This window comes from Roseospira visakhapatnamensis, assembly GCF_014197915.1.
Classification (GTDB): domain Bacteria; phylum Pseudomonadota; class Alphaproteobacteria; order Rhodospirillales; family Rhodospirillaceae; genus Rhodospira; species Rhodospira visakhapatnamensis.
Genome location: NZ_JACIGK010000005.1, coordinates 127,545 through 139,321, shown reverse-complemented (window position 1 = coordinate 139,321; position 11,777 = coordinate 127,545). Strand labels below are relative to the sequence as shown.

Genomic DNA, 11,777 nt, shown 5'->3' with positions numbered 1-11,777 from the left:
CGCCAAGGGGAACCGCCCCGTCCCGCGCGCACGCGGGGGCTTCAGGGGGCGTCGTCCGGTCCGTCCACGGGGACTCCGGGCTCGACCTTGCCGCTGCGGATGGCCAGGGCGGATTTGACGTGCTCCACGTTGGGGGCGGCCGTCAGTCGGGTCGTCAAAAACTTTTGGTAGTGATCCCAGTTGTGCGCTACGATCTTAAGCAGAAAGTCCGTCTCACCCGCCAGCATGTGACACTCGCGAACCTCCGGCCACAGGCGAACCAGGGCCTCGAACGCCTTCAGGTCGGCCTCCGCCTGGCTGTTGAGGCCCACGTGGGCGAACACGGTGACGTGATAGCCCAGGGCCACCGGGTCGACGTCGGCGTGATAGCCCTTGATGTAGCCGGACTCTTCCAGGGCGCGCACGCGTCGCAGGCATGGGGGCGCGGAAATGCCGGCGCGGCGGGCCAACTCGACGTTGGTCATGCGTCCATCGGACTGAAGATCGGTCAGGATGGACCGATCGACACGATCCAGTTTGACGCGTTGCATGGGGCGGCGGCATCCGGTCGGAAGGGGCCTGCTATTGCGAAACGAAATTACAAGTGGCTCGGGTCAGGCGCAATGGAAAATCGGAGACGGGTGTCGTCCAGCCGTATGTCGTTTTCGAAACCATCGCGGGGGGCGGGATCTTGGGGCTTGCAATTCGGGTCTCGATCGAAAATATTAGAACAGTTCTAAGCTACGGCGGGGACGGACGACGGGGCGGGCGCAGGCTTGGCTGCCGACCGTCGTGAGGGCGGGGTGTTGGTCTGACTGGACGGATCGGACCGAACGCGCCAACATCGCCGCGTCGCGCGCCGCGCTCCGTGTTCGAGGCCGTTTACCAGGGAAAAGGAGAGAGAAGCAATGACTGATACCGTCGAGACCGTTGGCCACCTCATCGGCGCGCCGGCCCCCGATTTCACCGCGCCGGCCGTGATGGGGGACAACACCATCGATGATGCCTTCAACCTCAAGTCCTACATCGACGGCTCGTATGCCCTGGTGTTCTTCTGGCCGCTGGACTTCACGTTCGTGTGCCCCTCCGAGATCCTGGCGCACGACCACCGCATGAGCGAGTTCGAGTCCCGTGGCGTCAAGGTGGTGGGTGTCTCCGTGGACAGCCACTTCACCCATCTGGCCTGGAAGAAGACGACGCCGGAGAACGGTGGTCTGGGGCAGGTCAAGTTCCCGATGGTCGCCGACCTGACCAAGGACATCGCGCGCAGCTTCGGCGTTCTGCTGGGCAACAGCGTGGCGCTGCGCGGCTCGTTCCTGATCGACAAGGCGGGCAACATTCGCCACTACGTGATCAATGACCTGCCGCTCGGCCGCAATGTGGACGAAAGCCTGCGCATGGTCGATGCCTTGCAGTTCCATGACGAGCATGGCGAGGTCTGCCCCGCCGGCTGGAAGAAAGGAGCCGAGGGCATGACGGCGACGCCCGAGGGCGTGGCCAAGTTCCTGGCGGCGCACGCCGACGACATGTAATCCGGCCCGTGTGGTCTGAAGACGAGAGCGGGGCGCCCATCGGGCGCCCCGTTTTCGTAGGCCCGTTTTTCGTGGGGCGGCTGGTGGTCGGCAAGAGCCCGCGGCCTACCGTTCGGCCGGCGTCAGCCGCTGCACCACCGCCGCGTTCGCGGCCACGGCCTCGGGTGTCAGCGGCACGCGAACCAGGGTGCCCGCGCGCCAGGGGCCGATCTGGTCGAGGTGGGTGGTGCTGTTGATCCAGCCGTCCTGGCCGCCGAGCAGCACGAAGTGGTTTTCGTCGGGGTCCGAAAGATCGCTGATGTGCCGCGCCTGGGCGCCATAGCGGACGGTGTGCGGTGCCAGGGTTTCCGCATGCGCCGTCTTCATGAGCGTCTCCTGGCCGCCGCCGACCGGATAGCGGTCGAAGCGGTAGCGCCCGCCCACCAGGGGGATGTTGGCCAGCGGCATGGTCACCGCCATCTGGTGGATGTCGCCCCAGGTCCGGTGCGTCGCCAACGGTTCGGCGGCCTGGGAGAGGGCGGCGCGGACCGCGTGCTCCAGGGAGCCGTCGTCCAGGTCCTGGAGAACCGCCAGCACCCGCCAGGCACCGCCGCCCCCCTGCCACTCGTGGTCCGGCCAGCCCCGATCGCGCCACAGCGCCGTCGCCAGGGGCACATAGAGCGCCTGGTAGGCCAGCGCCCCCCGGCTGTCCGCGTCGTAGCGGCCGTCCCAGGCGGCCACCGTATCCCAGGTGACGTCGCCGGCCAGCCGCGCGCCCAGGCGGGCCGCCAGATGATCGCGCAGGGCCACGGCCGAGGGGCTGTAGGTGTCGGTCTGCATGCGGGCCAGGGCGTCCACGGTCCAGGGCTCGGACGCCGCGCGCACCAGCGAGGACAGGCGATCGACGCGGTCGGGGGCGGAGAAGAACCAGCCCAGCGGGATGAGGCTCGGCCCCGGCGGGTTGTTGGCCGAGGCGACGAAGCCCTGCGGCGGGTTCTCGATCACCGGCAGGTCGGCGGCGGTGGCCATGTCGGCCCACCAGCGCTCCACCGTGGCCGGGTCGTGGATCAGGCGGTCGGCCGCGTCGGGGTCGCGGCGCGGCAGCCGGGCCGCCGCCGCCAGCCCGATGGTGCCGTGGCGGTCGGCGTAGACCAGCGACTGGGCGGAGACGCCGAAGGGCTCCAGCGCGGCGCGAAACTCCCGGAACGTGCGCGCCCGGGCGGCGTCCAGCAGGGCGGTGATCTCGTCCGTGGGGGTGTGGCCGACCCAGCGCAGGGCTACGTGCTCCCCGTCCTGGAAGGGCAGCAGGGGGGCGTCCGACAGCACCGGGCCGTGGGGGCTCAGGCGGGACTCCCGTGTGGTGTCGAACCAGAACCGCACGCCCAGGTCATGAGTCTCGCGGATGAAGACCGAGTCGGGCAGGCCGCTCACGTCCACCAGGTCGCTGGAGGCGGCGCGCATGTTGGTACCGCCCCAGGCGATGTCCGGCGTGCGGCCCAGGGCGAACAGGGGCAGGCCCACGGGCATCAGCCCGACCACATGCAGGCCGGGGCTCTTGACGCCGGCGATCAGCCACAGGTTCGGCTGCGACACGCCCAGGTGCGGGTCGCTGGCGATCATCGGCGCGCCGCTCGCGGTTCGCGTGCCGGCCAGGGCGAGGCTGTTGGAGCCCCGCGCCCGCGACTCCAGCAGCGCCGCCAGCATGCCCAGGGCGCGCTCCAGGCCCGGGTTGGCGGTCGCGTCGTCGGCCGCCACCTCGGCGCTGGACGGCGCCAGCGCGCCATCGTGCAGGGCGCGGCGCAGGACGTCGGGGAAGTCGGGCCGGTCGCGCAGGCCCAGCAGGCGCACCCAGGCGAGCCAGGTCACGTCCGCGCCGGCCAGCCGGCCGATGGTCAGCACCTCCTCGGGCGTCCAGGGAGTGCGCTCCAGGCCCAGCACCGCGAAGTCATGGGGCAGCGTCTTCACGGCGGTCAGATAGTGGTTGATGCCGTCGGTGAAGCGCTCCAGCCAGCGCCGGGAGCGATCGGGCATGGCCGCCAGCACGGCCGGCGCGGTGCGTCCGAAGCCGAAGGTGCGCAGGGCGTGGTCCAGGTCCAGCACCACCGGGATCGGCCCGGCCATCTCCGCCACCCGTCCCTGGCTGAGGCGGCGCGCGGTCTCCAGTTGTCCCAGGCGGAGATGTGCATGCACGAGGCCCAGGACGAAGGCCGCGTCGTCGTCGGTCTCGGCCTCCACGAAGGGGATCTGGTGGGCATCCCAGGAGATCGTGACCGGCCGCTCCAGCGGCAGGCCCCGCGTGGGCAGGGCGGACAGGCGATCCTCCAGCCCGATCGGCTCGGGCAGGGGGGTGAACACCGCGCAGGCACTGGCACCGAGCACCGAGGCGGCGATCAGCGGCCAGCGGGCGGCGCGGGCCAGCCGGCGGGCGCGCGTCCGGCGCGGGCTCATTCGCCGCTCCCGTGGCGGCGCAGCCACGCGGTTTCGAGGGCGGTGGTCCAGGACGGATGCGGTTCCGGCAGCGCCGGCGGGCGGGCGTCCACCGGCAGGGTGGCCGGCCCCAGCGGCACGGCGGCAAGGCGCGCCCGGTCCTCGGCGGACAGGCGGGCCAGCGACAGCACGGTGTCGTCCCCCCAGACGTCGGGGCGCAGCTTCTTGATCTGCGCGTCCGGGGACAGCAGGAAGTCCGCGACCACCAGCGCCCCGGCCCTGCTGGGGGCGGTGGCCGGGATGGCCACGAAGTGGCTGTTGCCCAGGGTGCCGCCCTCGAACATGACCGTGCGCACGCTGGGCGGCACCAGCCCCTGGGCAATGGCCGAGGAGGCATCGGAGGGGTGGAAGCTCAGGTAGACGTCCACCTCGCCGTCGGCCAGCAGGCGGCGCAGATCCGGACCGCTGGCCGGGAAGTCGCGGCCATGTCGCCACAGGTGGGGGTGGATGTCGGCCAGCCATGCCCACAACGGCGCGGTGGCGGCCTCGAACCCGGCCTGGGCCACGGGGCGGACCAGCACCGCCGGGTCGGGTGTCAGGTCGTACAGGGCCTGCTTCAGGAACGACGAGCCCAGGAAGTCTGGCGGCGCGGGATAGGTAAAGCGGCCCGGATTGGCGCGGATCCGGTCGCCCAGGGCGCGCAGGGTGGTGGGCGGGTCCGGCAGGCGGGCGCTGTCGTAGGCCAGGGTGAACTGGCTGAGGCCCCAGGGGCTTTCATAGCCCTCGGTGGGCACGGTGAAATCCGTCGCCACCGTCGGCGTCGCCACGGGGTCCACGAAGCGCCAGTTCGGCAGGGCGGTGGCGAAGGGGCCGAACAGCAGGCCGGCGTCCTTGGCGGTCAGGAAGTTCTCGCCATTGATCCACAGCAGGTCCACGCGGCCGCCGTCGTCGCGGCGCCCGGCCGCGCGCTCGGCCAGCAGGCGGGTGATGACCTTGGCGATGTCGGCGACCTTGACGTGGCGGAGCGTGATGCCGAACCGGTCCCCGACCCGGTCGCCGATCCAGACGATATGGCGGTTGATCTTGTCATCGCCGGCCCAGGCGGCCCAATGAACCGTCTGGCCCCGGGCCTGGTCCAGCACCGCCGGCCAGTCGGCGGGGTCCGGAGAGGCGGCGGCATGCGGGGATGGCGCGGGCAGGGCGGTGGCGAGCCCAAGCGCGCCGGCTGTGCCCAACAGACGGCGGCGGGTGAGGGCAGGGGGCATGCGAGGGGCTCCCGGACGGGCGACGGGCAACACACCCGATAAGATAGGCCGATCCGGTGATCGAAAAAAGGCGCTCCGGCCCCGACAAAGGCCAGGGCCGGAGCGGCGCCGCCTCAGCCGTAGGTGTAGTCGAGCGCGCGGGCGTTCATCTGCCCATTGTCGGCGTACATCATGTAGTCGGCGATGCTCACCCGATAGGACAGGAAGCTCTCGACGATGCGCTTGACCAAATCGTCCGAGTCCTCGCGCAGGTCGGCGATGACCTCGCCGGCGGCGTTGCCCATGGCGACCAAGACGTCATCGGGCATCTTCTTGAGCATGACACCCTGGTCTTCGACAAGCTGCTTCAGGGCCTGAGCGTGCTTGGTGGTGTATTCGGTCCAAACCGGGTTGTACAGGCTCTCGCAGGCATAGGCCACGGCCTGTTTCAGGTCGTCGGGCAGGGCCTCATAGGCCGCCAGGTTGACGCCGCATTCCTCGGCCGAGGACGGTTCGCCCACGCCCGGCCAGTAGTAGTGCTTGGCCACCTGGTAGTAGCCGAGCGCGCTGTCGGTCCAGGGGCCGATGAACTCGCCGGCGTCCAGCGCGCCCGACTGCAACGCCTGGAACATGTCGCGGCCGCCCATGGCCTGGACCGCCATTCCCAGCCGGGAGCACATTTCCGAGGCCAGCCCGGTGGTGCGGAAGCGCAGGCCCTTGAGGTCGTCCACGGTGTTGATTTCCTTGCGGAACCAGCCGGCCATTTGGGGGCCGGAGTTACCGCACAGGAACGGCTTCAGGCCGAAACGGGCGTACATCTCGTCATACAGCGCCTGACCCCCGCCATGGGCCAGCCAGCCGACCTGTTCGTCCGCGCGTAGGCCGAAGGGCTGCGAGCCGAACAACAGGATGCCCTTGGACTTGGAGCCCCAGTAGGACGGCACCGCGTGATACAGCTCGGCCGTGCCCTCGCTGACCGCGTCGAACACGCCGCGCCCCGGGACCAACTCCCCGGCGGCATACAGCTTGACCCGGATGCGCCCGCCCGACAGGGCGGTGATGCGGTCGGCCAGCATCTGCGCCGCCACGCCCGGTCCGGGCAGGTTCTTGGGCCAGGCCGTGACCATCTTCCAGTCCTGGACACCCTGGGCGATGGCCGGGGCCGCCAGGGTCGCGGTGCCGGCGACGGCGCCGGCCACGCCCAGGCCCGTCAGGGCGGCGCGGCGGGAGAGCGTCGGCGATGGCGTGGTGTCGTGATCGGTCATAAGGGTCCTCCTAGACGACGGAAGGTCACAGGATACCGGGCAGCATCAGCCCCTTCTCGCGCGCGCAGTCGATCGCGAGGTCATAGCCGGCGTCGGCGTGACGCATCACGCCGGTGGCCGGATCGTTCCATAGCACCCGCTCCAGGCGACGGGCGGCGGCCTCGGTGCCGTCGGCGACGATCACCATGCCGGCGTGCTGGGAGAATCCCATGCCCACGCCGCCGCCATGGTGCAGACTCACCCAGGTGGCGCCGGAAGCGGTGTTGAGCAGGGCATTGAGCATGGGCCAGTCGGACACGGCGTCGGAGTCGTCGGCCATGCCCTCGGTCTCGCGGTTGGGGCTGGCGACGGAGCCGCTGTCCAGGTGGTCGCGGCCGATGACGATCGGGCCCTTCACCGCGCCGCGCGCGACCATCTCGTTGAACGCCAGGCCCAGGCGGTGGCGGTCGCCCAGCCCCACCCAGCAGATGCGCGACGGCAGGCCCTGGAAGTGGATGCGCCGTTCGGCCATGTCCAGCCAGCGGTGCAGGTGGGCGTCGTCGGGCATCAGCGCGCGGACCGCGTCGTCGGTGCGGCGGATGTCCTCGGGGTCGCCCGACAGCGCCACCCAGCGGAACGGTCCGATGCCCCGGCAGAACAGCGGCCGGATGCAGGCGGGCACGAAGCCGGGGAAGGCGAAGGCGGACTCCAGGCCCTCCTCCAGCGCCATCTGGCGGATGTTGTTGCCGTAGTCCAGGGTGGGCACGCCGGCCTCGTGGAAGGCCACCATGGCCGCCACGTGGTCCTTCATGGAGGCGCGGGCGGCCCGTTCCACCGCCGCCGGGTCGCTCTCCCGCGTGTCGCGCCAGGCGCCCAGGGTCCAGCCCTTGGGCAGGTAGCCGTTGATGGGATCGTGGGCCGAGGTCTGGTCGGTCACCAGGTCCGGGCGCACGCCGCGCGCGACCAGTGCTGGGAACACGTCGGCGGCGTTGCCCAGCAGGCCGACGGACCGGGCCTCGCCCGCCCTGGTCCAGCGGTCGATCATCTCCAGCGCCACGTCCAGGCTGTCGGTGGACTCGTCCACGTAACCGGTGCGCCGGCGGAAGGCGATGCGCTCCGCGTCGCACTCCACGGCCAGGCAGCAGGCGCCGGCCATCACGGCGGCCAGCGGTTGGGCGCCGCCCATGCCGCCCAGCCCGGCGGTCAGGATCCAGCGGCCGGTCAGGGACCCGTCGTAGTGCTGGCGTCCGGCCTCGACGAAGGTTTCGTAGGTGCCCTGCACGATTCCCTGACTGCCGATGTAGATCCACGAGCCCGCCGTCATCTGCCCGTACATCATCAGGCCCAGGCGGTCGAGGCGGTTGAAGTGCTCCCAGGTGGCCCAGTGCGGCACGAGGTTGGAGTTGGCGATGAGAACCCGGGGCGCGTCGGCGTGGGTGCGGAACACGCCCACCGGCTTGCCCGACTGCACCAGCAGGGTCTGGTCGTCGTCGAGGGTGCGCAGGGTGGCGGTGATGCGGTCGAAGTCGTCCCAGGTGCGCGCCGCCCGGCCGATGCCGCCGTAGACCACCAGGTCGTGGGGGCTTTCGGCGACGTCGGGATCCAGGTTGTTGTGCAGCATCCGCAACGCCGCCTCGGTCGTCCAGCTCCGGCACGATCGCTCCGGGCCGCGCGGGGCGCGGATGACGCGGCTGTTGCGGCGGGCTTCGGCGACGGACGGACTCATCGACTGTTTCCTCTATGGTGCGGCGGTGGCGCGGCGCGCGTGGCGGGGGCGGGGTCTACAGCCCTCCGTCCAGAACCAGGCGCTCCAGGCGTCGCAGGATCTCGCCCAGCAGGGGGCGGATGACGGTGGCCCTGGACTCGTCGTAGTCGAACGGCGGGGCCTCGGCGGTCAGGTAGAGGGCCTGGGCCATCTCCATCTGGATGGCGTGGATACCCTCGGCCGGGCGGCCGTGGTGGCGCACGCTCCAGCCGCCCCGGAAGTGGCCGTTGTGCACCCAGGTGAAGCGGCCCGCGCGCTCCTTCAGGGCGGTGGTCACGCAGGCGGAGATCGCCGGGGCGCAGGTGACGCCGCCGTCGTCGCCCACGTTCAGGTCCGGCAGGCGGCCTTCGAACAGACGCGGTATGACCGAGCGGATCGAGTGGCAGTCGAACAGGATCGCCGCGCCGTGACGGTCCCGCACGCGCTCCAGTTCCCGGGTCAGGGCGGCGTGATAGGGGGCGTGGAAGGCCGCGACCCGCCGGGCCACGTCGCGCGGGGTCGGCGCGCCGCCCGGGCGCCACAGGGGGCGGCCGTCGAAGTCGGTGGCCGGCACCAGGTCCGTGGTGGCCCGGCCGGGGTACAGGGATCCGCCCTCGGGGGCGCGGTTGGGGTCGATGACGAAGCGATGGAAGGTGGCGCGCACCACGGTCGCCTCGGGCAGCAGCCGGTCGTACAGCCGGTCCACGTGCCAGTCGGTGTCGGCGCGGACATGACCGACGTCGGTCAGGCGCTCCCAGATCGGGGCGGGGATGTGCGTGCCCACGTGGGGCATGCCCAGCACGACGGGGCCGTCGCCCATGATGACGCCAACGGGACCCACGGGAATCATGGTGGTGCCTCCAGGTCAGGCAGGGAAACGGGGGCGCCGCTCGCGACGGCCGCCAGCAGGGCGCCATCGCGCACCAGGCGGGTGGCGGCGGCGATGTCCGGGGCCGGCGGCCGGTCGGCCTCCAGGCGCGGCACCGCCCGGCGGATCGCGGCCAGCACCGGGTGCAGCCGGGGGCTTGTCTTCAGGGGCGCGCGCAGGTCGAGACCCTGGGCGCTGGCCAGGGCCTCGATGCCGACGATGCCCTCCAGGTTGCGGGCCATGGCCAGCAGGCGATAGGCCGCGTGGCAGGCCATGGACACGTGGTCCTCCTGGTTGGCCGAGGTGGGTGTGGAGTCGATCGACGCCGGCGCCGCCCGCTGGCGGTTCTCGCTCATCAGCGCCGCCGAGGTGACCTCGGCGATCATCAGGCCCGAGTTGAGTCCGGGGTTCGGCGTCAGGAACGGCGGCAGGCCGTGGCTGAGCGCGGGATCCACCAGCAAGGCGACGCGCCGCTGGGCGATGGAGCCCAGTTCGGCGATGGCCAGCGCGATCTGATCGGCGGCGAAGGCCACCGGCTCGGCATGGAAGTTGCCGCCGGAGATGATGCCGCCGTCCGTCAGCACCAGCGGGTTGTCGGTCACCGCGTTGGCCTCGGTGCGCAGGGTGCGGCCGGCCTGACGCAGCAGGTCGAGCGCGGCCCCGGCCACCTGGGGCTGGCACCGCAGGCAATAGGGATCCTGGACCCGGGCGTCGCCCTCGCGGTGGCTGTCGCGGATGCCGGAGCCGTCCATCAGCGCCGCCAGGAAGCGGGCCGCGTCGATCTGCCCGGCGTGGCCGCGCAGCGCGTGGATCTCGGGATGGAAGGGGGCGGTGGAGCCCATGGCCGCGTCGGCCGACAGCGCGCCGGTGACCAGCGAGGACAGCGCCGCCCGCCACGCGGCGAACAGGCCGGCGAGCGCCAGCGCGGTCGACACCTGGGTGCCGTTGATGAGCGCCAGGCCCTCCTTCGGTCCCAGGGTCACGGGCGTCAGCCCGGCGCCGGCTAGGGCGTCTGTGGCCGGCCGCGGCGGGCCGCCGGCCAGGGTGGCCTCGCCCTCGCCCAGCATCACCGCCGCCATGTGCGCCAGCGGCGCCAGATCGCCCGAGGCGCCCACCGATCCCTGGGCCGGGATCACCGGCAGCAGGTCGGCGGCCAGCATGCCCTCCAGCAGGTCGCAGATCACGGGCCGCACGCCCGAGGCGCCGCGCCCCAGCGACATCAGCTTCAGCGCCAGCACCAGGCGGACGACGGGCGCGGGCAGGGGATCGCCGGTGCCGGCGCAGTGGGACAGGATCAGGTTGCGTTGCAGGGTGGCGGTATCCGCCGCCGGAATGCGGTGCGAGGCCAGCTTGCCGAAACCGGTGTTGACGCCGTAGACGGGGGCGTCGCCGGCCGCCGCCTCGGCCACCCGCCGCGCCGTGTCCGCGATGGCCGGGCGCGCGGCCGGGTCCAGCCGCACCGGGCCGCCGCCCGACAGGATCCGCTCCAGATCCGTCAGGCGCACGCCACCCGGTGTCAGCCAATGGGTCATGCCACCCCCCCGAACAGGCGCCGGTGCAGCGGGTTGAAGCCCAGGCGATAGGCCAGTTCCGCCGGGTGCTCCACCGACCAGACGGCCAGGTCGGCGCGCTTGCCGGCCTCCAGCGTGCCCATGCGGTCCTGGAGGCCGAGGGCGCGGGCGGCGCACCGGGTCATGCCGGCGAGCGCCTCGTGGGGCGTCAGGCGGAACAGGGTACAGGCCATGTTCATGGCCAGCAGCGGCGAGGTCAGCGGCGACGAGCCCGGGTTGCAGTCCGTGGCCACCGCCAGGGGCACGCCGGCCGCCCGCAGGGCCTCCACCGGCGGCGGCTGGCTGTCGCGCAAGGTGTAGTAGGCACCGGGCAGCAGCACGGCCACGGTGCCGCCGGCGGCCATGGCGGCGATACCCTCGGTGTCCAGGTGTTCCAGGTGGTCGGCGGACAGCGCGCCGCGCCGCGCCGCCATCATCGCGCCGCCCTGGTTGGATAGCTGTTCGGCATGGACCTTGATCGGCACCATCAGGTCCTGGGCATGATCGAACAGCCGGGCGACCTGTGTCGGCGAGAACGCGATGGTCTCGCAGAAGGCATCGACCGCGTCCACCAGCCCGGCGTCGTACGCCTGGTCCAGGCCGGCGTGGACCACATCGTCCAGGTAGGCGTCGGCGCGGGTCCGGTACTCCGGCGGCACGGCGTGCGCCGCCAGCCAGGTGGTGGACACGCGCACCGGCCGCTCGTTCTCCAGCCGCCGGGCGGCCCGCAGCATCTTGATTTCATCGGCGACGGTCAGGCCGTAGCCGGACTTCACCTCGACGGCGGTGACGCCCTCGGCGATCAGGGCGTCCAGGCGCGGCAGGGCGCCGGTGACCAGCGCGGCCTCGTCGGCGGCGCGGGTGGCGGTCATGGTGGCGACGATGCCGCCGCCGGCCTGGGCGACATCCGCGTAGCTGGCGCCCTTCAGGCGCAATTCGAATTCGCGCGCCCGATGTCCCCCATGAACCAGATGGGTGTGGCAGTCGATCAGGCCGGGCGTGACCAGGCGGCCCTCCACGTCCTCCTGCGGCCAGGCGGCGTAGGCGCGGGGCAGGTCGTCGGCCGGCCCGACCCAGGCGATGCGGCCCCCCTCCATGGCCAGGGCGCCATCGGGGACCAGGCCATCGGGGCCGTGGTCGTGGGTCATGGTGGCCAGGGCGCCATGGATCAGCACGGATTGGGACATGAGACTCCCGATCTTGAGGACGG

General features: G+C 71.9%; 9 protein-coding genes. 1 reads left to right on the top strand and 8 read right to left on the bottom strand.

The window, feature by feature from the left end:
• Nucleotides 1-41 precede the first annotated feature (41 nt).
• Nucleotides 42-530, bottom strand: coding sequence for an Lrp/AsnC family transcriptional regulator (locus GGD89_RS04895; RefSeq protein ID WP_184042992.1), 489 nt, complete (start codon nucleotides 528-530; stop codon nucleotides 42-44).
• A gap of 357 nt (nucleotides 531-887) precedes the next feature.
• On the opposite strand from GGD89_RS04895, the gene GGD89_RS04890 reads away from it, so the two are divergent.
• Nucleotides 888-1,511, top strand: a complete 624-nt coding sequence (locus GGD89_RS04890) for a peroxiredoxin (protein WP_184042991.1) — start codon at nucleotides 888-890, stop codon at nucleotides 1,509-1,511.
• 105 nt (nucleotides 1,512-1,616) lie between these two features.
• Here GGD89_RS04890 and GGD89_RS04885 read toward each other — a convergent pair whose 3' ends face one another.
• The 7 genes from GGD89_RS04885 to hutI form a co-directional block, all read right to left on the bottom strand.
• A complete protein-coding gene (locus tag GGD89_RS04885) occupies nucleotides 1,617-3,938 on the bottom strand; it encodes a penicillin acylase family protein (RefSeq protein ID WP_184042990.1) in 2,322 nt (773 codons plus the stop codon).
• Complete coding sequence (locus tag GGD89_RS04880; protein ID WP_184042989.1) at nucleotides 3,935-5,182, bottom strand: ABC transporter substrate-binding protein; 1,248 nt, start codon at nucleotides 5,180-5,182, stop codon at nucleotides 3,935-3,937. Before GGD89_RS04880 ends, GGD89_RS04885 begins: the two co-directional genes overlap by 4 nt.
• Before the next feature lie 113 nt (nucleotides 5,183-5,295).
• Complete coding sequence (locus tag GGD89_RS04875) at nucleotides 5,296-6,426, bottom strand: TRAP transporter substrate-binding protein (RefSeq protein WP_184042988.1); 1,131 nt, start codon at nucleotides 6,424-6,426, stop codon at nucleotides 5,296-5,298.
• 25 nt (nucleotides 6,427-6,451) lie between these two features.
• Complete coding sequence (gene hutU, locus GGD89_RS04870; protein WP_184042987.1) at nucleotides 6,452-8,131, bottom strand: urocanate hydratase; 1,680 nt, start codon at nucleotides 8,129-8,131, stop codon at nucleotides 6,452-6,454.
• Nucleotides 8,132-8,186: 55 nt separating this feature from the next.
• Nucleotides 8,187-8,999, bottom strand: a complete 813-nt coding sequence (gene hutG / locus GGD89_RS04865; protein ID WP_184042986.1) for an N-formylglutamate deformylase — start codon at nucleotides 8,997-8,999, stop codon at nucleotides 8,187-8,189.
• Nucleotides 8,996-10,549 (bottom strand): histidine ammonia-lyase, encoded by a 1,554-nt coding sequence (gene hutH, locus GGD89_RS04860; protein ID WP_184042985.1) that lies wholly within the window; start codon nucleotides 10,547-10,549, stop codon nucleotides 8,996-8,998. Before hutH ends, hutG begins: the two co-directional genes overlap by 4 nt.
• Nucleotides 10,546-11,754, bottom strand: a complete 1,209-nt coding sequence (gene hutI, locus GGD89_RS04855) for an imidazolonepropionase (protein ID WP_184042984.1) — start codon at nucleotides 11,752-11,754, stop codon at nucleotides 10,546-10,548. The genes hutH and hutI overlap by 4 nt, the downstream gene beginning before the upstream one ends.
• Between the last annotated feature and the right edge of the window lie 23 nt (nucleotides 11,755-11,777).

Excerpts from the sequence above, each read along its gene's own strand:
- GGD89_RS04875 (WP_184042988.1), bottom strand. The coding sequence starts at position 6,426 with ATGACCGATCACGACACCACGCCATCGCCGACGCTCTCCCGCCGCGCC.
- hutG (WP_184042986.1), bottom strand. The coding sequence starts at position 8,999 with ATGATTCCCGTGGGTCCCGTTGGCGTCATCATGGGCGACGGCCCCGTC.
- hutH (WP_184042985.1), bottom strand. The coding sequence starts at position 10,549 with ATGACCCATTGGCTGACACCGGGTGGCGTGCGCCTGACGGATCTGGAG.
- hutI (WP_184042984.1), bottom strand. The coding sequence starts at position 11,754 with ATGTCCCAATCCGTGCTGATCCATGGCGCCCTGGCCACCATGACCCAC.
- GGD89_RS04890 (WP_184042991.1), top strand. The coding sequence starts at position 888 with ATGACTGATACCGTCGAGACCGTTGGCCACCTCATCGGCGCGCCGGCC.
- GGD89_RS04880 (WP_184042989.1), bottom strand. The coding sequence starts at position 5,182 with ATGCCCCCTGCCCTCACCCGCCGCCGTCTGTTGGGCACAGCCGGCGCG.
- hutU (WP_184042987.1), bottom strand. The coding sequence starts at position 8,131 with ATGAGTCCGTCCGTCGCCGAAGCCCGCCGCAACAGCCGCGTCATCCGC.
- GGD89_RS04895 (WP_184042992.1), bottom strand. The coding sequence starts at position 530 with ATGCAACGCGTCAAACTGGATCGTGTCGATCGGTCCATCCTGACCGAT.
- GGD89_RS04885 (WP_184042990.1), bottom strand. The coding sequence starts at position 3,938 with ATGAGCCCGCGCCGGACGCGCGCCCGCCGGCTGGCCCGCGCCGCCCGC.